Raw genomic sequence first — 18,846 nt, forward strand, 5'->3', positions numbered from 1 at the left:
GGGCTGGCTCAATGAACAGCGGTGTGCTGCGGCGCGCTCGGGTGCAGGATGCGCCCCTCCAGTGCCTGCCACACGGGTGGGACGCCGCTGGGCAGCGGGGGCAGGGCACCGAAATCGGTCCCCGATTCGCCCGGGCTGTGGAAATCGCAGCCCCGTGAGGCATACAGGCCAAAGCTGTTGGCCAGGTCTGCGTAGATGGCGTATTCGTGCGGAAAGTGGCTGCCGGTGACCACTTCCACCCCTTGGCCGCCATAGTCCTTGAACGAGGAGAACAGCGCATGCTCTTCCCCGCCATTGAGGTGGTAGCGCGCAGGGTGGGCGATGACGGCCAGCCCGCCCGCTTGCACGATCCACTGCACGGCATCCTGCAGCCGCGCCCAGCGGTGGGGCACAAAGCCGGGCTTGCCCTCGACCAAGTAATGGCGGAACACCTCCGCCGGATCGCGGCAGACCCGGGTTTCGACCAGAAAGCGGGCAAAATGCGTGCGCGAAATCAAATCCGGGTTGCCCACATAGCGCAGCGCACCTTCATAGGCGCCGCCGATACCGACCTTCTCCAGGCCGGCGGCCATCTCGCGGGCGCGCTGCTCGCGGCCGCCCCGCGTGCGGGCCAGACCTGCGCGCAGGCCGGCGTGGTGCCAGTCAAAACCCAGGCCGACGATATGCACGGTGGTTTCGCCAAAGCTCACTGACACCTCCACACCGCTCAGAAATGCCAGGCCCTGCTGCGCGGCCGCAGCGCTCGCCCGGTCCAGACCGCTGACTTCGTCATGGTCGGTCAGCGCCCACAGCTGCACCCCCCGCTCGCGGGCACGCTGGGCCAGCGCTTCCGGGCTCAGAGTGCCATCGGAAAACGTGGAGTGGCAGTGCAGATCGGCGTTCAGCATGTCTGGCATGAATTTGGCTAGTGGCAAGGAAGGGGCAGGCAATTTACAGCGCAGCAGCGCGGCAATACCTGCTTTCATTGTAGGCCGCGTGGTGTGCGCAGCGTGTCAGACCCGGCGCAGCATCCGGGCTATCCCCGCCGCTGCCGGGCGTAGTGTCTCTGAAATGTCAGTATTAACCCTTAAATTGTCATTGTTTCGCCGATTTGACGAAAATAACAGTGCATCTCGACGTTTTGTGTTTTTTACTAGGGTTTTTAACAGGAATACACTGTCGGTTTTTCACGGTCGCGCAGCCCGTTTTCGCTGCGTCTAGAGGATACGTAGATGTTTTCTGTCAAAAAGTTGATGGGTGCAGCCGCCTTGGTGGTCGCAGGGGTATCGGTGACTGGTGCGGCACTGGCGCAAGGCGCTGAGTCGACGATGGACCGCGTCAAGCGCACCAAGGAACTGCGCGTGGGCACCGTCGCCGGTGCCATTCCCTATTTCAACAAGGACCTGGTCACGCAGAAGTGGGAAGGCTTTGGCCCCGATTTTGGCGAGAGCCTGGCCAAGAAGCTCGGCGTGAACGTGAAATTCGTCGAGACCACCTGGGGCAATGCCGTGCTGGACCTGCAGGCCAACAAGATCGACCTGATGTTCGCGATGGCGCCCACCCCCCAGCGCATGGAAGTGGTGAACTTCTCCAAGCCCTTGCTCAACAACACCTTCACGGCCGTCTGCAAAAAAGGCCATGCGCCGGTGCAGACCTGGGAACAGCTGAATACGCCCGATGCCAAGGTGGTGGTCGATATCGGCTCCAACCAGGACCAGTTTGCCACCCGCGCACTGCCCAAGGCCAATATCTCGCGCCTGGAAAGCTCGGGCGCGGCCACGATGTCGGTGCAGACCGGCCGCTCCGACTGCCAGGTGCTGGTGGTGCTGCTGTCGCAGCCGCTGGTGGCCAAGCGCCCGGACGTGGGCACGGTCTATGTGCCGACCCCGGTCGAGACGGCAAACACCAATGTAGGTCTGCGCAAGGAGCCCAACAAGGACTTCGAGAACGCCGTCAATGCCTGGCTGGATGAGGCCCGCGCCAAGGGCGAGATCCAGTCCGTGGTGCTCAAGAACATGGAAAAGCTCGCCGGCGTGAAGGCCGATTCTTTCCCCAAGGAAGTCAAGTTCTGATGGTGGGTCCACATGGGCGCCTGGATCGTAAACACGCTCTTATCCCATGTGAAACACCCCGGTTGCAGCCGCGTGCTGCATCCGGGGTGTATGCGTTAAAGGTAGATTGATTTATGTACGAGTGGGACTTTAGCTTCCTGTGGAAGTACCGCATGCTGCTGGTCGGCGGTGTGGGCTACACCTTGCTGTTCACGGTGATCTGTATCCTGGGCGGCCTTGCGGTCGGCCTGGTCGCGGGCCTGGGACGTCTGTCCAGCAACAAGATCGTGACCGCGCCGCTGCGCGCCTTTGTTGAGGTCTTCCGCTGCACGCCGGTGCTGGTGCAGCTGGTGTGGTTCTACTACGCGCTGCCGGTGCTCACCGGCATCGAGATGAGTGCGCCCGTGGCGGCTGCGTTGTGCCTGTCCTTGTACGGCGGTGCCTTCTATTCCGAAATCATCCGGGGCGGCATCATCTCCACCGATATCGGCCAGACCGAAGCGGGCCAGGCCATTGGCATGACGCGCGGCCAGGTGATGCGCCGCGTGATCCTGCCCCAGGCCTTCCGCAAGATGATTCCGCCACTGGTCAACCAGTCGATCCTGCAGCTTAAGAACACCTCCTTGCTGATGGTGCTGGCCGTGCCCGATCTGCTCTACCAGGGCCAGGTCATTGCGCATGACACCTACCGCCCGCTGGAGGTCTACACCTTCATCGCCATCACCTATTTCGTGATTCTTTTCCCTGTGACCTTGTGGGCCAAGCGCCTGGAGCATGGCACATCGGCCACCAAGGAGGCCTGAGATGCAAGACCAACCGCTCATTTGTATTCGTGGCCTGAAGAAGTCGTTTGGCAAGCTCGATGTCCTCAAGGACATTTGCCTCGACGTGAACCGGGGCCAGGTGGTGGCGCTGATCGGGCCTTCGGGCTCGGGCAAGTCCACCCTGCTGCGCTGCATCAACCTGCTGACCGTGCCCGATGGCGGCGACATCCGCGTCGATGCACAGTCGCTGGCCTTCAGCGGCAAGCAGACCCAGCTGCCCAAGGACAAGGTGCTGGCGGGCTTTCGCGCGCGCACCGGCATGGTGTTCCAGCATTTCAACCTGTTCCCGCACATGACGGTGCTGCAAAACGTCATGGAGGGCCCGGTCACCGTGCTGCGCATTGGCAAGGCCGAGGCCGAGGCCCGCGCCACGGCCCTGCTGCAGAAGGTGGGCCTGGCCGAGCGTGCGCAGATGATGCCCGACCAGCTCTCGGGCGGCCAGAAGCAACGTGTGGCCATCGCCCGCGCGCTGGCCATGCAGCCCAGTGTGATGCTGTTTGACGAGGCGACCTCTGCGCTGGACCCCGAGCTGGTCGGCGAGGTGCTGCAGGTCATCCAGTCGCTGGCGCGCGACGGCATGACGATGATCCTGGTGACCCACGAGATCGCCTTTGCCCGCGAGGTGGCTGACAAGGTCGTCTTCATGCGCGACGGCGTGGTGGTGGAGGAGGGCCCACCGTCGCAGGTGATCGACAACCCGCAGCACGAGGCCACACGCAGCTTTCTGGGCCGCATCATCGGCCACGCCGTATAACCAGCAGGGAGGACAACCATGGATTTTCGACTCGACGATATTGACCGCAAGCTGCTGGCGCTGTTGCAGGCCGACGCCCGCGAGTCCACGGCCAAGCTGGCGCGCAAGCTCAACCTGGCGCGCACCACCGTCGTGGCCCGCATTGCGCGGCTGGAGAAGGAAGGCGTCATTGCCGGCTACGGCGTGCGCCTGGGCTCCAAGCTGGAGCAATCGGCTGTGCGCGCCTACTGCGGCATCAGCGTGATGCCCAAGACTGCCCAGGCCGTCATGCAGGTGCTCGAAAGCATTCCCGAGGTCGAAGAGGTCTCGGCCGTCTCCGGCCAACATGACTACATGATCTTTCTGCGCTGCGACTCCAACGAGAAGCTCGATGCCTTGCTGGACCGCATCGGCCTGATCGAAGGCATTCGCCAGACCTACACCTCGGTGGTGCTGAGCCGCAAGATCGACCGCCGTGGCGCGCTGCCTGCGCTGCCCCTGCTCGACTGAGTCTCTGCGATGCCGCCCAACGTTGCTGTTACTGCTGCTGATGCGTCCCCGCCGTTTATCGGCATCCTGATGCTGGACACCCAGTTTCCGCGCCCGCCCGGCGACATCGGCAACCTGCAGACCTGGGCAGCGCTGGGCATCCCCGTGCGGATGCACAAGGTGCAAGGCGCGTCGCCGGCCAAGATCGTGCGCGAGGCCGATCCCCGTTTTGTGCAGCCTTTTGTGGATGCCGCCCGTGCGATGCAGGCGCAGGGGGCCGCGTTGATCACCACCAGCTGCGGCTTTCTGGCCGCCTACCAGGAGCTGCTGGCCAGCAGTGTTGATGTACCGGTGGTCAGCTCCAGCCTGCTGCAGTGCGCACAGTTGCCGCAGCCTGGCATCGTCACCATCGCCGCGGCCAGCCTGACGCCGCGCATTCTGGCCGCCGCCGGCGTGCCTGAAGGCACCCCCGTGCAAGGCGTGGCGCCGGACGGAGAATTTGCCACGCGCATCCTCGGCAATGAACGGGAGATGGACATCGCCCAGGCCGAGCGCGATGTGGTCGCCGCCGCTGTTGCGCTGCGCCAGGCCCATCCGCAGCTGAAATCGATCGTGCTGGAGTGCACCAACATGCCCGTTTACCGCGATGCGGTGGCACGCGCGACGGGCCTCCCGGTGCACGATGTCGTGAGCCTGCTGGCGCAGCGCTGGGCCGCACTGCCGGCCTGATCCCCATCACGCCTGACAAGCCCGGCCATGCGGCCCGGGGGTGGGCGCATCAGGGCGTCAGCCTTTGTTTCAACCCTTGAGGAAACGCTCGGCGCGGAATGGCCGCGCATCCACGGGTGCATCGTCGCCGCGCATCAGCGCTGCCAGAATCGCGCCGGTGCCCGGCCCGGTGCTGAAGCCGATGTGCTGGTGGCCAAAGGCCAGCCAGAGATTGCGCTGGCCCGGCATCGCGCCAATGATGGGGCGGCTGTCAGGCAGGGTGGGGCGGCTGCCCATCCAGGGTGCGGGCTCCAGCGCCTGGCCCATGTCAATCGCCTGGCGTGCTGCGGCTTCGGCCAGGCCCAGTTGCACCGGGTTGGCGGGGGCGTCAATATCGGTCAGCTCCACGCCACTGGTCAGGCGCAGGCCTTGCTCCATCGGGCTCAGCACATAGGCGCCAGCGGTGTCGTAGACCGGGCGCGAGATATTGCAGGACGCGGGTGGCGCAAAGTGCATGTGGTAGCCGCGCTCATAGGCCATCGGCACCTTCACACCCAAGGTCGCCATGAACTGGCGGCTCCAGGGGCCCAGCGCCACCACCACGCGGTCGGCCTCCAGGCCATCCTGCGCGCCGTCGGCGCGGATGCGCCAGCGGCTGCCGGCCAGTGGCTCCACGGTCTTGATGCGGGCCTGCGCATACTGGCCGCCTTGCTTGCGGAACAGCTCGGCATAGGCCTTGACGACATCGCCGGGGCTGTCCACCGACCAGGTGTCCTTGATCCACAGCGCGCGCTCGAAGATGGGGTTGAGTGCCGGCTCCAGCTGGCGGATATGGTCACGCTCCAGCACCTCGGTGGCGACCTCGAAGTGGGCCATGCGTTCGCGCGCCAGCGCGCCACCGGCAAAGGCGCCGGACTGGCGGTAGAGAAACATCCAGCCGTTGTCGCGCATGCGGTGGGCCGCGCCACTGGCGCGCAGCAACTGCGCATGCTCGTTCATCGACAGGCGGATGAGGCTGTCCAGCGCCGTCGTGGTCTCCTCAAACACCGGGCTGCGGGCCCGGGCGACAAAGCGCGCGGCCCAGCCCAGGTTCTGCAGCAGAAACCGGGCCTGGTAGCGAAAGCCGGCGCTCTGGTTCTTCAGCAGCACCGGCAGATTGGCCCAGAGGCTGGGGTTGTTGAAGGGCATCAGCGAGCTGCGCGCGATCACCCCCGCGTTGCCGTACGAGGTCTCTTCACCAGGGGCCAACCGGTCCAGCAAGGTCACGCGGAAGCCCTTTTTCTGCAGCGCCAACGCGCTGGCGACGCCCACCATGCCGGCGCCCAGCACGGCCACGGAAATATTGCTCATGGAATGTTCAGGTGCATCACAGCTATTTGGAGAATATCTAGCTTGTGACTGATATTAAATTAACGATCAAAACCACCGACGTCTGAAAGCGCCGGCGCCGGGGCCGTTAGGCCCGGGCAAGCCTGCCAGCGCCATCCGCCAGCGGTGGCCAGGACGCCTGGGCAGAAAGGAGATTTTGCCCTCGGCTTCTCTGGAAATCCTCTGCAAAATCCTCGCCCAAGGGGGATGCGCGCGGATTGCCCGACCCCGCGTTCAGACCGCAGCAGGGCGTTTTGCAAAGAGCCCCTGGCGCATATTTTAGAAAATTGCGGGGCCCCGGCGCATCCGTTTTCCCGCTATTTCCTTAACTTTTCGTAAAGTCTTGTGGTCCCTCAAGCGCTGGACCCTGCTCCGCCGGGCAACTGCGCGCCTTCGACCAGGAACTGCAGCTTGCGCTGGCCCTGCCATTCGTTGATGTCCAGCCGGTAGGCCAGCAGCACCTTGGCCGGCAAGGGCTCGGTGTGGCCAAACCAGATGCCGTCCACCATCTCGCCATGGTGGCGCAGCTTCAGCGACAAATGCTTTTCACCGACCAGGCGCTGGCTGACGATCTCCAGCTCTTCGCTGAAGGTCGGTGGCGCAAAGCCCTGGCCCCAGACCTGGCTGTTGAGCGTGTCCACGGTCTCGGCATGGCGGAACTGTACGGGCAGCGGACCGTCGGTCTCCAGCTGGCGCGTGAGCGTGCGCTCATCCAGCCATTCCTGCGCGACCTGGGCCAGCGCTTGCTCAAACACCTCAAAATCGTCCAGCGCAATCGTGCAGCCCGCTGCCATCGCATGGCCACCGAACTTGATGAGAACGCCCGGGTGGCGCTTGGCCACCAGGTCCAGCGCATCGCGCAGATGGAAACCGGGTATCGAACGGCCCGAACCCTTCAGCTCATGCTCATGGCCCGGTGCGCTGCTGGCAGCAAACACAAAGGTCGGGCGGTGCAGCTTGTCCTTGATGCGCGAGGCGACAATGCCGACCACGCCCTCGTGGAAGTCCGGGTCAAACACGCTGACGGCCGGTGGCGGCTCGGTGCCTTCTTCAAACAGGGCCTCGGCCAGCAGCATCGCGTGTTCGCGCATTCCGGTTTCGATATCGCGGCGCTCGCGGTTGATGGCATCGAGCTGGCGCGCCAGGGTGTCGGCCAGCAAGGTGTCGTCGGTCAGCAGGCATTCGATGCCGATGGTCATATCGGCCAGGCGGCCGGCCGCATTGATGCGCGGGCCCAAGGCGAAGCCAAAGTCAAAGGTGCTGGCGGTGGCGGCACGCCGGCTGGCGGCCGAGAACAGCGCGCCCAAACCGGGCGGCATATGGCCGGCGCGGATGCGGCGCAGGCCCTGGGCCACGAGCCGGCGGTTGTTGGCATCGAGCTTGACCACATCGGCGACCGTGCCCAGCGCCACCAGCGGCAGCAGGCTGTCCAGGCGCGGCTGGGCCATATCGGCAAAGGCACCGCGCTCGCGCAGCTCGGCACGCAGCGCCATCAGCACATAGAACATCACACCGACACCGGCCATCGCCTTGCTGGCGAAGCCGCAGCCGGGCTGGTTGGGGTTGACGATGGCATCGGCCGCCGGCAAGGTGGCCGCAGGCAGGTGGTGGTCGGTGACGATCACGGTCATCCCCAGCGCCTTGGCGCGCGCCACGCCGTCCACGCTGGCGATGCCGTTGTCCACGGTGACCAGCACCTGCGCGCCTTGCTGGTGCACGCGCTCGGCAATCGCCGGGGTCAGGCCATAGCCATCGACGACACGATCGGGCACCAGGTAGCTGACCTGCCGGGCGCCCAGCATGCGCAGGCCGCGCAAGGCCACGGCGCAAGCGGTGGCGCCGTCGCAGTCGTAGTCGGCGACCACGCAGATGCGCAGCTGCTGGCCAATGGCATCGGCCAGCAGCAGGGCCGCTTCGCGCGTGCCCAGCAAGCCTGCAGGCGGCAGCAACTGCCCCAGGCCGTCGTCGAGCTCGTCCGCCGCCTGCACGCCCCGCGCCGCAAACAGCCGGGCCAGCAGCGGGTGCACACCCGCCTGCTCCAGCGCCCAGACGGTACGCGGGGGAATATCTCTCGCCAGAATTTTCATAAGGAACTCAGAAGCGCAGCTGGCTGGGGATTGCCCAGCCATTGCTTGATGGTCGATAACCAGCCCCGGGCCTGCGGCTCCAGGGTGATGGCATTTTTTTCGCCGCACAGCGTTAGCTTGGCCAGGCCGGCCGTTGCGAGCGTTGCGTCCAGCTGCTGCCAGTGTTGCTTCCAGCGGGCCCAGTCGCCCTCCAGCGCGCTGTCGCGCAGCGTGGTGTTCAGCACGGGGCGGTCCGCTGGGAGCTGGTAGCCGGCAGGCAGGGCACCCGCGCCATGCACCCAGAACGAATTGATGGGCGCGCGGCCGCTGGCCTCGCGGGCATCGCTGAAAGCATGGGTGTAGAGCAGCATCTGCATTTCGGTCTGCAGGCGCTGCAACGCGGCGGCTTGCGCCTTGTTGGGCAGCCAGGGGCGCACATCGCGCAGTGCAATGCGATCCAGTGCCGCGGTGTCGAGCTGCGCAAACACCGGGCCGCGCGCCAGCCAGCGGTCGGGCCGGTCGTAGACCAGTTCGATCCCGTCTTCGGTAAACCAGGGCGCCATGATCGCCAGCAGGCTGCGCGATTCCTCATCGCTCATCTGCGCGGCCGACAGCGCGCTCATGCGCACCTGGTCGGGTGAGATCTGCCAGTGGCAGGGAGTGAGAAAGGCCCAGGCGTCACCGCCCGGAGCCTGGCCGTTTTGCAGCTGATGCAGGGCTGCCCACGGTGTCGCCTGGCGGGGCAGGCCCAGCGCCTGGGCCAGGGCCCGTTCATGCGGCGGGGCAAAATCTTCCAGCGCGCCGCTGTCGGTGGTGCGCGCAGACCATTGCTTGAGCAGGCGTTGCAGCTGCGGCAGCGCCAGGGTCTGCAGGGCTTGCTGGCAGCCCGGCTCGTCCGTGGCTGCGTAGGAGATGATCAAATGCTGGTTTTCCGACATGGGTCTATTGTCGGCGATGCCACAATGCGGTTTGCGGTGCAGTGGTTTATGGCGCTGTATGGGCGGTGACCAAGCACCGAATATATTTTTAGAACGATTTATGCAGATTCCCTATGAATTGGCGCTGGGCTGGCGCTACACCCGTGCGGGCCGGGCAACCCGGCGCAATGGGTTTATTTCGTTCATCTCGGGCGTGTCCATGCTAGGCATTGCGTTGGGGGTGGCGGCGCTGATCATCGTGCTGTCGGTGATGAACGGTTTTCAAAAGGAGGTGCGCGACCGCATGCTCAGCGTGGTCTCGCATATCGAGATCTTCACGCCTGGCGGCGATGCCTTGCCCGATCCGGCCCGCACCATTGCCGAGGCCAAGGCCAACCCCCATGTGATTGGCGCGGCGCCTTTTGTCTCGGCCCAGGCGCTGGTTGCCCGGGGCGAAGACATGCGCGGCGCCTTGCTGCGCGGCATTGACCCGGCGCTGGAGCCCGAGGTCACCGACATGACCACCGGCATCGACCAAAGCAGTCTGCAGGCGCTCACACCGGGCAGCTTCAATGTCGTGCTGGGCTCCGAGCTGGCGCGCATTCTGGGTGTGGGCCAGGGCGACCAGGTCACCCTGATCGTGCCCAGCGGCCAGGTCACCCCGGCCGGCACCGTGCCCCGCCTCAAGCAGATGCAGGTCGTGGGCACCTTCAACTCCGGCCACTACGAGTACGACTCCACCCTGGTGCTGATGCACCATGAGGATGCCGAGCGCCTGTTCCGCCTCGAAGGCCCGACCGGCGTGCGTCTGAAGCTCAAGGACTTGCACCAGGCCCCTGAGGTGACCCAGCAGCTGGCCCACAGCCTGAGCGGCCACCTGCTGATCCGCGACTGGACGCAGCAGAACAAGACCTGGTTTGCCGCCGTCCAGGTGGAAAAACGCATGATGTTCATCATCCTGACCCTGATCGTCGCGGTGGCGGCTTTCAACCTGGTGACCACCTTGGTGATGACGGTGACCGACAAGCGCGCCGACATCGCGATCCTGCGCACCCTGGGCGCCAGCCCGCGCAGCATCATGGGCGTGTTCGTGGTGCAGGGCGCGCTGGTGGGCGTGATCGGCACCCTGGCCGGTCTGGCTCTGGGCCTGCTGGTGGCCTGCAATATCGATGTGATCGTGCCGGCCATCGAGCGCGCGCTGCACACCAGCTTCCTGCCCAAGGATATCTACCTGATCAGCCAGATGCCCAGCGAGCCCCAGCGCAGCGACATCGTGCCGATCACCATCATTTCCCTGATCCTGGCCTTTGTGGCCACCCTGTATCCCAGCTGGCGCGCCAGCCGCGTGAACCCCGCCGAGGCGCTGCGTTATGAATGATTCGTCCATCGTCCTGGAGGCCTCGGGCCTGACCAAGCGCTTTTCCGAAGGCCTGCTCGATGTGCAGGTGCTCCATGGCATCGACCTGCAGGTGCGGGCAGGCGAAACCCTGGCCATCGTTGGCGCCTCGGGCTCGGGCAAATCCACGTTGCTGCATCTGCTCGGCGGGCTGGATGCGCCCAGCAGCGGCACCGTCAGCCTCCTGGGCCAGCGGCTCGATACGCTCAGTGCCGCGCGCCAGGGCGAGCTGCGCAACCAGCACCTGGGCTTCATCTACCAGTTCCACCATCTGCTGCCCGAGTTCAGCGCGCTGGACAATGTGGCCATGCCGCTGCGCATCCGCCGCATGCCTTATGCCGAATGCACCGAGCGTGCCCGGGAGGTGCTGGCCTCGGTGGGCCTGAAGGACCGCGTGCTGCACCGCCCCGCCGAGCTCTCGGGTGGCGAGCGCCAGCGGGTGGCCATTGCGCGCGCGCTGGTCACCCAGCCCGCCTGCGTGCTGGCCGACGAGCCCACCGGCAACCTGGACCGCGCCACCGCCGACACCGTGTTTGCGCTGATGCTGCAACTGGCGCGCGACCGGGGCACGGCCTTCGTCATGGTCACCCATGATGGTGAGCTGGCCCAGCGCTGCGACCGCGCGGTGCGCATGGTGAACGGGCAGTTTGAGCGGTAAAAGCGCGCTGGAGCCGCATGCCCTTCTGGATTGACACCCACTGCCACTGGGACGCGCCGGAGTTCGACGCAGACCGCGATGCACTGCGCGCCGCTGCGCAGGCGGCCGGCGTGGCGCACTGCGTGATTCCTGCCGTGGAGCGCAGCAACTGGGCCACCGTGCGTGACCTCGCCCACCGCTGGGGCGACAGCTATGCGCTGGGCATCCATCCGCTCTACACCGGACGTGCTGCCGAAGGCGACATCGAGGCCCTGGCCACCATGCTCGAAGACTGCCGCGATGACCCGCGTCTGGTCGCGATCGGCGAGATCGGCCTGGATTTTTTCGTGTCCGGGCTGGATGCCGAACGGCAGACCTGGTTTTACGAGCAGCAGCTGCAGCTGGCGCGGCGCTTTGACCTGCCCGTCATCCTGCATGTGCGCCGCTCGTCGGACCAGTTGCTGCGTGCCCTGCGCCGCTGGCCGGTCCAGGGCGGCATAGCGCACGCCTTCAACGGCAGCCTGCAGCAGGCGCAGCAGTTTGTCGAGCGCGGTTTTGCACTGGGCTTTGGCGGTGCCGTCACCTATGACCGCGCGCTGCACCTGCGCCGCCTGCTCCAGCAGCTGCCGATGGAGGCCCTCGTCGTCGAAACCGATGCCCCCGATATTCCGCCGCACTGGCTCTACACCACGGCCGAGCAGCGCGCCGCCGGCCAGGCCCAGGGCCGCAACCAGCCGGCCGAGATTCCGCGCATCGCGCAGGTGATGGTGGCGCTGCGGGCCCAGGCCCCTGCCGATGAGGCCTTGACCGCGACAGACTGGCAACGGATCACCAGTGCCAATGCCGCCCGGGTGCTGCCCCGTCTGCAGCCTTTGCTGCCGCATGGAAAAAAGGAGCCGCAACATGGCTGATGCGCTGCTGTGCGGGCTCGCCCCCGTCGTGGGCCCGGACACCAAGGTATTGATACTGGGCAGTTTTCCGGGTGTGCAATCACTGCAGCTGCAGCAGTACTATGCCCATCCGCGCAACCACATGTGGCCGCTGCTGGCGGCCTTGTGGCCCAAGCATCCGCAGCCCAGCACCTATGCCGGGCGCTGCGCCTGGCTGCTGGAGCGCGGTCTGGGCCTGTGGGACGTCTATGCCGCCTGCGAGCGCGAAGGCAGCCTGGACACCAGCATCCGCAATGCCCAGCTCAACGATTTTGGGGCGCTCAAAAAGCAGTGTCCGCAATTGGTGGCCGCTGCACATAACGGCGGCGAGAGCTTCCGCCATGCGGCCCGGGTGCAGGCCGTGCTGGGCCTGCCCAGCTACCGGCTGCCCTCCAGCAGCCCGGCCAATGCGTCATGGAGCTTTGAGCGCAAGCTCGCTGGCTGGCGCGATGTGATGCGTCAGAGCGGATTGCTGGCCTGAGCCTCTGCCGCTGGCATGCCCGCCTGGGCAGCGCGGGGCGCGCCGGGGCTGCCGCCGAGCATGCGCCAGGACAGGCTTTGCACCGCAGGGGCCAGCAGCACCACAATGGTGAATGCGGCAGGCCAGGCCAGCAGATAGGCATGCAGCCAGCGGGAGACGAATTCCCCGACCAGCCCGAGGTTCAGCCAGGTGACCCAGGCGCTCATCAGCCCCGAAAGCAGCAAGGACATGATGAAGGATGACAACAGACGTTGTTTGATGGCATGAGACATGGAGGCTCCAGAAAAATCAATCGCGCAGTCTAAAGCCAGGCATCCCCGGCCCGGCTTCTCTGCGTCGTCTGCATGCTACAGATGGCTATCAACGATCATTTTAAATATTCAAAAACTATCAATTACCCAGGCAACGCGGCGGCGCGCTGCGCTGAATCCGCGCCCCGCTGGCTGCAACAGGCAAACGCACAGAACCGCAGTGGACAACGGCAGATAATCCCCCGCATGACGACTAGAAAAAAATCTTCGCAGCTGGCGCAGCCGCTGCCTGAAGTCACGATCTCCGATTTTGACGGCACCCGCTACCTGCACCTGGGCACGCCGTGGGTGCAAGGCTCGATGCGCATCAAGAAGCCGTTCGACATCGACCTGGAATATGTGCAGCGCATGATGGCCTGGCTGCTGCTGATGGACTGGGCCACGGTGCCCGAGCGCCGCGCGATGCAACTGGGTCTGGGCGCTGCCGCTGCCACCAAGTTCTGTGCGCAGAAGCTGGGCATGGCCAGCACCACCGCGATCGAGCTCAATCCCCAGGTGATCACGGTCTGCCGCCAGTGGTTCAAACTGCCGCCGGATAGCGACAAGCTCCAGGTCGTGCTGGGCGATGCGGGGGTGGAAATCCAGAAGCCCCAGTACCTGCAGACCGTCGATGCGCTGCAGGTCGATCTGTACGACCACGAGGCGGCAGCCCCCGTGCTCGACAGCCCCGACTTCTACCAGCACTGCCGCAACCTGCTGACCGAGGACGGCTGCATGACCGTCAACCTGTTTGGCCGCACCAACAGCTTTGCCCGCAGCCTTGCCCATATCCAGGAAGCCTTTGGGCCTGAGGCCGTCTGGCGCTTTGCGGCGACCAAGGAGGGCAATACCGTCGTGCTGGCCCAGCGCAGCGCCAGCCGCCCCAGCCGCGAGCTGCTCAGCCAGCGTGCCGACCTGGTGCAGCAGCAGACCGGCTTGCCGGCGCTCAAGTGGTTAAAGGTTTTTAAACCTGTGCAGCCGCTGCTGGACTGACTTTACCTGGCGTCCATGGAGCGATCAGGTATAAAGCCAGAAGATAAAAAGACAGAGGGAATCGACCATGGCAGCGCCTGACCAGCCCAGCAAACACCACCAGAGCCGGGGCGATGCCTCGCCCGGCGATACCGCCACCCGGAGCCGTTCATCCAGCAGTGCGGGTGGCAGCGGCATGCCCGGCGCTGCGACACCGATCCGGCGCTCGGCGGTCTTTGTGCCCGGCCATGTCGAAGACGGTCCTGCGCCGTCCAGGTCCAGTGGCCCGGCCTCGGTGCCCGCCACGCCTGGCGCACCCGCGCCGGCATCGGCGCCCACTGCGCGCAGCGGCCTGCCCGCGCTGATGCAGCGTCCGCTGGAACTCACCCAGGTCATCCACTGGTTGCAGACCGATGGCTGGATCAGCCCCGAGCTGGCCCAGGCGACCATTGACCGTTGCAGCCATGCGGCCAGCAGCCAGCACCCGATCGTGCGCCTGGCCAGCGTGGTCGTGCCACGCTTGCAAGACGGCAAGGCGCTCGATGTGGAGCTGCTCACCGAGTTCGTCGCCAAGCACTGTGGCCTGCCGTATTACAAGATCGACCCGCTCAAGGTCGATGCCGCCAAGGTGGCTGAAACCATGGGTGCGCCGTATGCGCAGCGCCACGGCATTCTGCCGGTGCAGGTGACGCCGCACGAGGTGGTGATTGCGGTCAAGGAGCCCTGGATTGACGAGTGGGTCGGCGAGGTCGAGCGCCAGGCGCGGCGCAAGGTGCGCCGGGTGCTGGCCAACCCCAAGGACATCGACCGCTACCGCAGCGAGTTCTTTGCACTGGCCAAATCGGTCAAGGCCGCCAGCAAGCTGGGCGGCTCGCTCAGTTCGCTCGGCAACTTCGAGCAGCTGGTCGACCTCAGCAACAGCAACCAACAGTTCGATGCCAACGACCAGGGCATCATTCGCCTGGTGGACTGGCTGTGGCAGTTTGCCTTTGCGCAGCGCGCCAGCGATATCCATCTGGAGCCGCGCCGCGACCAGTCGGTGATCCGCTTCCGCATTGACGGGGTGCTGCACAAGGTCTACCAGATGCCACTCGGGGTGCACAACGCCATCGTCTCGCGCGTCAAGCTGCTTGGCCGCATCGACGTGGTCGAAAAGCGCCGCCCGCAGGACGGCCGCATCAAGACCCGCAACACCTTGGGCGACGAGGTGGAAATGCGCCTGTCCACGTTGCCCACCGCCTTTGGCGAAAAGATGGTGATGCGTATCTTTGACCCGGAAAACACCGTCAAGGACCTGTCGGCGCTGGGCTTTACCCCGCACGATGCGCAGCGCTGGGAGACACTGGTCGAGCGCCCGCACGGCATCATTCTGGTCACCGGCCCGACCGGCTCGGGCAAGACCACCACCTTGTACTCCACGTTGAAGCGCCTGGCCACCGAAGAGGTCAATGTCTCGACCGTCGAGGACCCGATCGAAATGATCGAGCCGGCCTTCAACCAGACCCAGGTGCAGCCGGCGCTCGATTTCAGCTTTGTCGAAGGCCTGCGCGCGCTGATGCGCCAGGACCCGGACATCATCATGGTCGGCGAAATCCGCGATCTGGAAACCGCCGAAATGGCGGTGCAGTCCGCGCTGACCGGCCACTTGGTGTTCTCGACCCTGCACACCAACGATGCGCCCAGCGCCATCAGCCGCTTGATGGAACTGGGTGTGCCGCCATACCTCATCAATGCCACCTTGCTGGGCGTGCTGGCCCAGCGCCTGGTGCGCACCCTGTGCCCGCAGTGCAAGCAGCCCGATGAGGAGGCATCGACTGAGGCGCTGACCAGCGCCATCCAGCCCTGGAAGATCAAGCGTGACTACCGCCCCTACAAACCGGTGGGCTGCGAGGAGTGCCGTGACACCGGCTTTCGTGGGCGCATGGGCTTGTACGAACTGCTCACCGTATCCGAGGCGCTCAAGGACCAGGTGCACGCCTCGCCATCGATGTCGGTGCTGCGCCGCCAGGCAGTGAAGGACGGCATGCACCCGCTGCGCCTGGCGGGTGCGCTGCGCGTGTCCGAAGGCCTGACCACCATCGAAGAGGTGATGGCCAACACGCCGCCCATCGAAATGGGCGACCGCTAAAAAGCGGCTGCGCCGCCCGCTGCCCCAACGCCAGGGCGCGGGCGAGGCGCCTCCAGACTAAGGGATCACCCTGTCCAGTCTTCAGCAGTGACAGGGCTGGCACCGGGCTGCAAGCCGCGCCCAGCTTGGGTTTCGGCGCTGCAGGGCCCACTGTCACCATAGGGGTTTTCCTGTGTGGAATCGTAAGTGGAATCCACATGCGTCAGCTGCCCGTCAGCGTTGACAATGCGCTGCATCCCTAAAATTGTTTGGAGACAAAGGTAATGAAGCTCAAAAGCCAGAAAGACTTCTGGGCGGGCATCATGTACATGGCAGTGGGTATTGGGTTCGCCGTTGGCGCCCAGAACTACTCGATCGGTACAGGTGCTCGCATGGGTCCGGGGTACTTCCCGTTGATTCTCGGCGTCCTGCTGACGCTGATCGGTGCAGCCGTGGCCTTCAAGGGCCTGACGGCAGGCCCTGCAGATGGGGACCCGATCGGCAAATGGGCCTGGAAGCAGGTGTTCTTCATCTTGCTGGCCAACTTTTCCTTCGGCATCCTGCTCGTGGGCGTGCCCAGCATCGGCATCCCGGCCATGGGCCTGATCGTCGCCATCTACGCACTGGTCTTCATCGCCAGCATGGCGGGTTCGGAGTTCCGTGCCAAGTCGGTCTTCATTCTGGCCACCATCCTGGCCGTTGGCAGTTACGTCGCTTTCGTCTGGGCACTGAACCTTCAGTTCCCCGTGTGGCCTAGCTTTATTACCGGTTAAGAGGGGCCAGGACCATGGAATTGTTTGACAACCTGGCCACCGGTTTCGGTGTTGCCTTCACCTTTCAAAACCTGATTTACTGCTTTGTCGGCTGTCTGTTGGGTACCCTGATCGGCGTGTTGCCTGGTATCGGCCCGGTGGCCACCATCGCCATGCTGCTGCCTGCCACCTACGCGCTGCCTCCCGTGGCCGCGCTGATCATGCTGGCCGGTATTTACTACGGCGCCCAGTACGGCGGCTCTACCACGGCGATTCTGGTGAATCTCCCGGGGGAATCATCATCGGTTGTGACCGTGATCGACGGCTACCAGATGGCCCGCAAGGGACGCGCCGGTCCGGCACTGGCGGCAGCGGGCATTGGCTCGTTCTTTGCCGGCTGCGTGGGCACCGTGATTCTGGCTGCGTTCGCACCTCCGCTGACCGAAGTGGCCTTCATGTTCGGCCCTGCCGAGTACTTCTCGCTGATGACCCTGGGCCTGATTGGCGCCGTGGTGCTGGCTTCGGGCTCGCTGCTCAAGGCTGTGGGCATGATTGTGCTGGGTCTGCTGCTGGGCCTGGTGGGTACCGACGTGAACTCCGGCGTGGCCCGTTACTCGTTCGACATTCCTGAGCTGACCGACGGTATCGACTTCGTCGTGATCGCCATGGGTGTGTTCGGCTACGGTGAAATCATCGCCAACCTGTCCAAGCCTGACGATGAGCGCGAAGTGTTTGCTGCCAAGGTGACCGGCCTGTTGCCCACCAAGGAAGACTTCAAGCTGATGTTCCCCGCGATGCTGCGTGGTACGGCGCTGGGTTCGGCCCTGGGTATCCTGCCTGGTGGCGGTGCGATGCTGTCGGCTTTTGCGGCCTACACGATCGAGAAGAAGACCAAGCTGCGTCCTGGTGAAGTTCCTTTCGGCCAAGGCAATATCCGTGGTGTGTGCTCGCCTGAATCGGCCAACAACGCCGGCTCGCAGACCTCGTTCATTCCGCTGCTGACCCTGGGTATTCCACCCAACGCCGTGATGGCACTGATGGTGGGTGCGATGACCATCCACAACATCCAGCCTGGTCCCCAGGTGATGACCAGCAACCCGGAACTGTTCTGGGGTCTGATTGCCTCGATGTGGATCGGCAACCTGATGCTGATCATCCTGAACCTGCCGCTGATCGGCGTCTGGATCAAGCTGCTGACCGTGCCTTACCGCTGGTTGTTCCCATCGATCGTGCTGTTCTGCGCTGTCGGTGTGTACGGTACCAACAACAACAGCTGGGATGTGTGGATGGTGGGTATCTTCGGTTTCGTGGGCTATGTGTTCCACAAGCTGGGTACCGAACCTGCTCCGTTGCTGCTGGGCTTCATCCTGGGCCCGATGATGGAAGAAAACCTGCGCCGTGCGCTGCTGCTCTCGCGGGGTGACTGGTCGGTGTTCGTCACCCGTCCGATCTCTGCCGGCCTGCTGATCGCAGCTGCCATCCTGCTGGTGGTGGTCTGCCTGCCAGCGGTGAGCAAGAAGCGCGAGGAAGCCTTCGTCGAGGAAGACTGATCGCCCGCAGCCCCGCTGCACCCTGCAAAAGGCATCTTCGGATGCCTTTTTCTATGTCTGCGGCCCAGGAGGGCAAGGGCTTGTCGGTGATAATGAGAGTTATTCCCATCTGAGGCGCGAAAGCTGGACCGCCGATGGAGACCCTGGCCAGGATGGCATCGATGCGGGCCAGGTGCGGGTGGAGGTGCAGGAGGGGCGGGTGCGCGTGGCCGCCGTGCAAACGCCAGCGGCCGCGCAGTTGCTGACCGCTGGCCAAGCCACCCAGGTGGCGGCCAATGGTCTGCTGTCGCCGGTGGGCCAGGTTGCCCCCGACAGCGTGGGCCTGTGGCGCAAGGGCCTGCTGCGCTTTGACCACACCCCCCTTGCCCAGGCCTTGCAGGAGATGGAGCGTTACGGCCCTACCGGCCTGGTGGTGCACGACCCGGCCGTCGCCGCACTGCCGATGGGCGGCAGCTACGCGACCGCCAAGCCGGCCGAGTTCGCCCATATGCTGACCCTGGTGCTGCCGGTGCGCCTGGTGCCGAGCGCCGATGGCCGGGCCGAGATTGTGGCCAGACATTAGGCCGGCTGAACTCGGGCCTGGGTGAGGGTGGCAGA

General features: G+C 65.0%; 19 protein-coding genes. 14 read left to right on the top strand and 5 right to left on the bottom strand.

What is annotated here, in order from left to right; genetic code table 11:
- Positions 1-8: 8 nt before the first annotated feature.
- Positions 9-896: a 3',5'-nucleoside bisphosphate phosphatase gene (locus ACHWUQ_RS01435; protein ID WP_394680129.1), complete on the bottom strand. Its 888-nt coding sequence runs from the start codon at positions 894-896 to the stop codon at positions 9-11.
- Between the two features lie 315 nt (positions 897-1,211).
- On the opposite strand from ACHWUQ_RS01435, the gene ACHWUQ_RS01440 reads away from it, so the two are divergent.
- The 5 genes from ACHWUQ_RS01440 (at position 1,212) to ACHWUQ_RS01460 (ending at position 4,805) form a co-directional block, all read left to right on the top strand.
- Positions 1,212-2,051, top strand: coding sequence for a transporter substrate-binding domain-containing protein (locus tag ACHWUQ_RS01440; protein WP_312410431.1), 840 nt, complete (start codon positions 1,212-1,214; stop codon positions 2,049-2,051).
- A gap of 113 nt (positions 2,052-2,164) precedes the next feature.
- Positions 2,165-2,833: an amino acid ABC transporter permease gene (locus ACHWUQ_RS01445; protein ID WP_230772003.1), complete on the top strand. Its 669-nt coding sequence runs from the start codon at positions 2,165-2,167 to the stop codon at positions 2,831-2,833.
- A 1-nt stretch (position 2,834) separates the two neighbouring features.
- Positions 2,835-3,608, top strand: coding sequence for an amino acid ABC transporter ATP-binding protein (locus ACHWUQ_RS01450; RefSeq protein WP_312834153.1), 774 nt, complete (start codon positions 2,835-2,837; stop codon positions 3,606-3,608).
- Between the two features lie 18 nt (positions 3,609-3,626).
- On the top strand, positions 3,627-4,097 hold the full coding sequence (locus tag ACHWUQ_RS01455) for an Lrp/AsnC family transcriptional regulator (protein WP_021026316.1): 471 nt from the start codon (positions 3,627-3,629) through the stop codon (positions 4,095-4,097).
- A 9-nt stretch (positions 4,098-4,106) separates the two neighbouring features.
- Complete coding sequence (locus ACHWUQ_RS01460; protein WP_394680130.1) at positions 4,107-4,805, top strand: aspartate/glutamate racemase family protein; 699 nt, start codon at positions 4,107-4,109, stop codon at positions 4,803-4,805.
- Positions 4,806-4,874: 69 nt separating this feature from the next.
- Here ACHWUQ_RS01460 and ACHWUQ_RS01465 read toward each other — a convergent pair whose 3' ends face one another.
- The 3 genes from ACHWUQ_RS01465 to ACHWUQ_RS01475 form a co-directional block, all read right to left on the bottom strand.
- Entirely contained in the window at positions 4,875-6,134 is a 1,260-nt protein-coding gene (locus ACHWUQ_RS01465; protein WP_394680131.1) for an NAD(P)/FAD-dependent oxidoreductase, read from the bottom strand.
- Positions 6,135-6,505: 371 nt separating this feature from the next.
- Positions 6,506-8,239 carry a single-stranded-DNA-specific exonuclease RecJ gene (gene recJ, locus ACHWUQ_RS01470; RefSeq protein WP_394680132.1) on the bottom strand — a complete coding sequence of 578 codons (1,734 nt, stop codon included), beginning with the start codon at positions 8,237-8,239 and terminating at the stop codon, positions 6,506-6,508.
- Positions 8,236-9,156 (bottom strand): phosphoglycerate mutase, encoded by a 921-nt coding sequence (locus tag ACHWUQ_RS01475; protein WP_312529043.1) that lies wholly within the window; start codon positions 9,154-9,156, stop codon positions 8,236-8,238. Before ACHWUQ_RS01475 ends, recJ begins: the two co-directional genes overlap by 4 nt.
- 100 nt (positions 9,157-9,256) lie before the next feature.
- On the opposite strand from ACHWUQ_RS01475, the gene ACHWUQ_RS01480 reads away from it, so the two are divergent.
- The 4 genes from ACHWUQ_RS01480 to ACHWUQ_RS01495 are packed head-to-tail and all read left to right on the top strand — an operon-like array spanning position 9,257 to position 12,578.
- On the top strand, positions 9,257-10,513 hold the full coding sequence (locus tag ACHWUQ_RS01480) for a lipoprotein-releasing ABC transporter permease subunit (RefSeq protein ID WP_312410407.1): 1,257 nt from the start codon (positions 9,257-9,259) through the stop codon (positions 10,511-10,513).
- On the top strand, positions 10,506-11,189 hold the full coding sequence (gene lolD / locus ACHWUQ_RS01485; protein WP_239811096.1) for a lipoprotein-releasing ABC transporter ATP-binding protein LolD: 684 nt from the start codon (positions 10,506-10,508) through the stop codon (positions 11,187-11,189). Before ACHWUQ_RS01480 ends, lolD begins: the two co-directional genes overlap by 8 nt.
- 17 nt (positions 11,190-11,206) lie before the next feature.
- The gene (locus tag ACHWUQ_RS01490; RefSeq protein ID WP_394680133.1) at positions 11,207-12,079 is read left to right on the top strand and encodes a TatD family hydrolase; all 873 of its coding nucleotides are present in this window, start codon (positions 11,207-11,209) and stop codon (positions 12,077-12,079) included.
- Positions 12,072-12,578: a DNA-deoxyinosine glycosylase gene (locus ACHWUQ_RS01495; protein WP_394680134.1), complete on the top strand. Its 507-nt coding sequence runs from the start codon at positions 12,072-12,074 to the stop codon at positions 12,576-12,578. The genes ACHWUQ_RS01490 and ACHWUQ_RS01495 overlap by 8 nt, the downstream gene beginning before the upstream one ends.
- Here the strand turns inward: ACHWUQ_RS01495 and ACHWUQ_RS01500 are convergent.
- Positions 12,557-12,850 carry a DUF2798 domain-containing protein gene (locus ACHWUQ_RS01500; protein WP_394680135.1) on the bottom strand — a complete coding sequence of 98 codons (294 nt, stop codon included), beginning with the start codon at positions 12,848-12,850 and terminating at the stop codon, positions 12,557-12,559. The genes ACHWUQ_RS01495 and ACHWUQ_RS01500 overlap by 22 nt on opposite strands.
- A 225-nt stretch (positions 12,851-13,075) precedes the next feature.
- On the opposite strand from ACHWUQ_RS01500, the gene ACHWUQ_RS01505 reads away from it, so the two are divergent.
- The 5 genes from ACHWUQ_RS01505 (at position 13,076) to ACHWUQ_RS01525 (ending at position 18,811) form a co-directional block, all read left to right on the top strand.
- Positions 13,076-13,861 carry a spermidine synthase gene (locus ACHWUQ_RS01505; protein ID WP_394680136.1) on the top strand — a complete coding sequence of 262 codons (786 nt, stop codon included), beginning with the start codon at positions 13,076-13,078 and terminating at the stop codon, positions 13,859-13,861.
- A gap of 343 nt (positions 13,862-14,204) precedes the next feature.
- Entirely contained in the window at positions 14,205-15,968 is a 1,764-nt protein-coding gene (locus ACHWUQ_RS01510; protein ID WP_312451777.1) for an ATPase, T2SS/T4P/T4SS family, read from the top strand.
- A gap of 263 nt (positions 15,969-16,231) precedes the next feature.
- A complete protein-coding gene (locus ACHWUQ_RS01515) occupies positions 16,232-16,720 on the top strand; it encodes a tripartite tricarboxylate transporter TctB family protein (protein ID WP_312529039.1) in 489 nt (162 codons plus the stop codon).
- A 14-nt stretch (positions 16,721-16,734) separates the two neighbouring features.
- The gene (locus ACHWUQ_RS01520) at positions 16,735-18,249 is read left to right on the top strand and encodes a tripartite tricarboxylate transporter permease (RefSeq protein ID WP_239811102.1); all 1,515 of its coding nucleotides are present in this window, start codon (positions 16,735-16,737) and stop codon (positions 18,247-18,249) included.
- A gap of 205 nt (positions 18,250-18,454) precedes the next feature.
- The gene (locus tag ACHWUQ_RS01525; protein ID WP_312529037.1) at positions 18,455-18,811 is read left to right on the top strand and encodes a hypothetical protein; all 357 of its coding nucleotides are present in this window, start codon (positions 18,455-18,457) and stop codon (positions 18,809-18,811) included.
- The last annotated feature ends 35 nt before the right edge of the window (positions 18,812-18,846 follow it).

The sequence above is a fragment of the uncultured Comamonas sp. genome, assembly GCF_964277875.1.
GTDB lineage: Bacteria > Pseudomonadota > Gammaproteobacteria > Burkholderiales > Burkholderiaceae_C > Comamonas > Comamonas sediminis.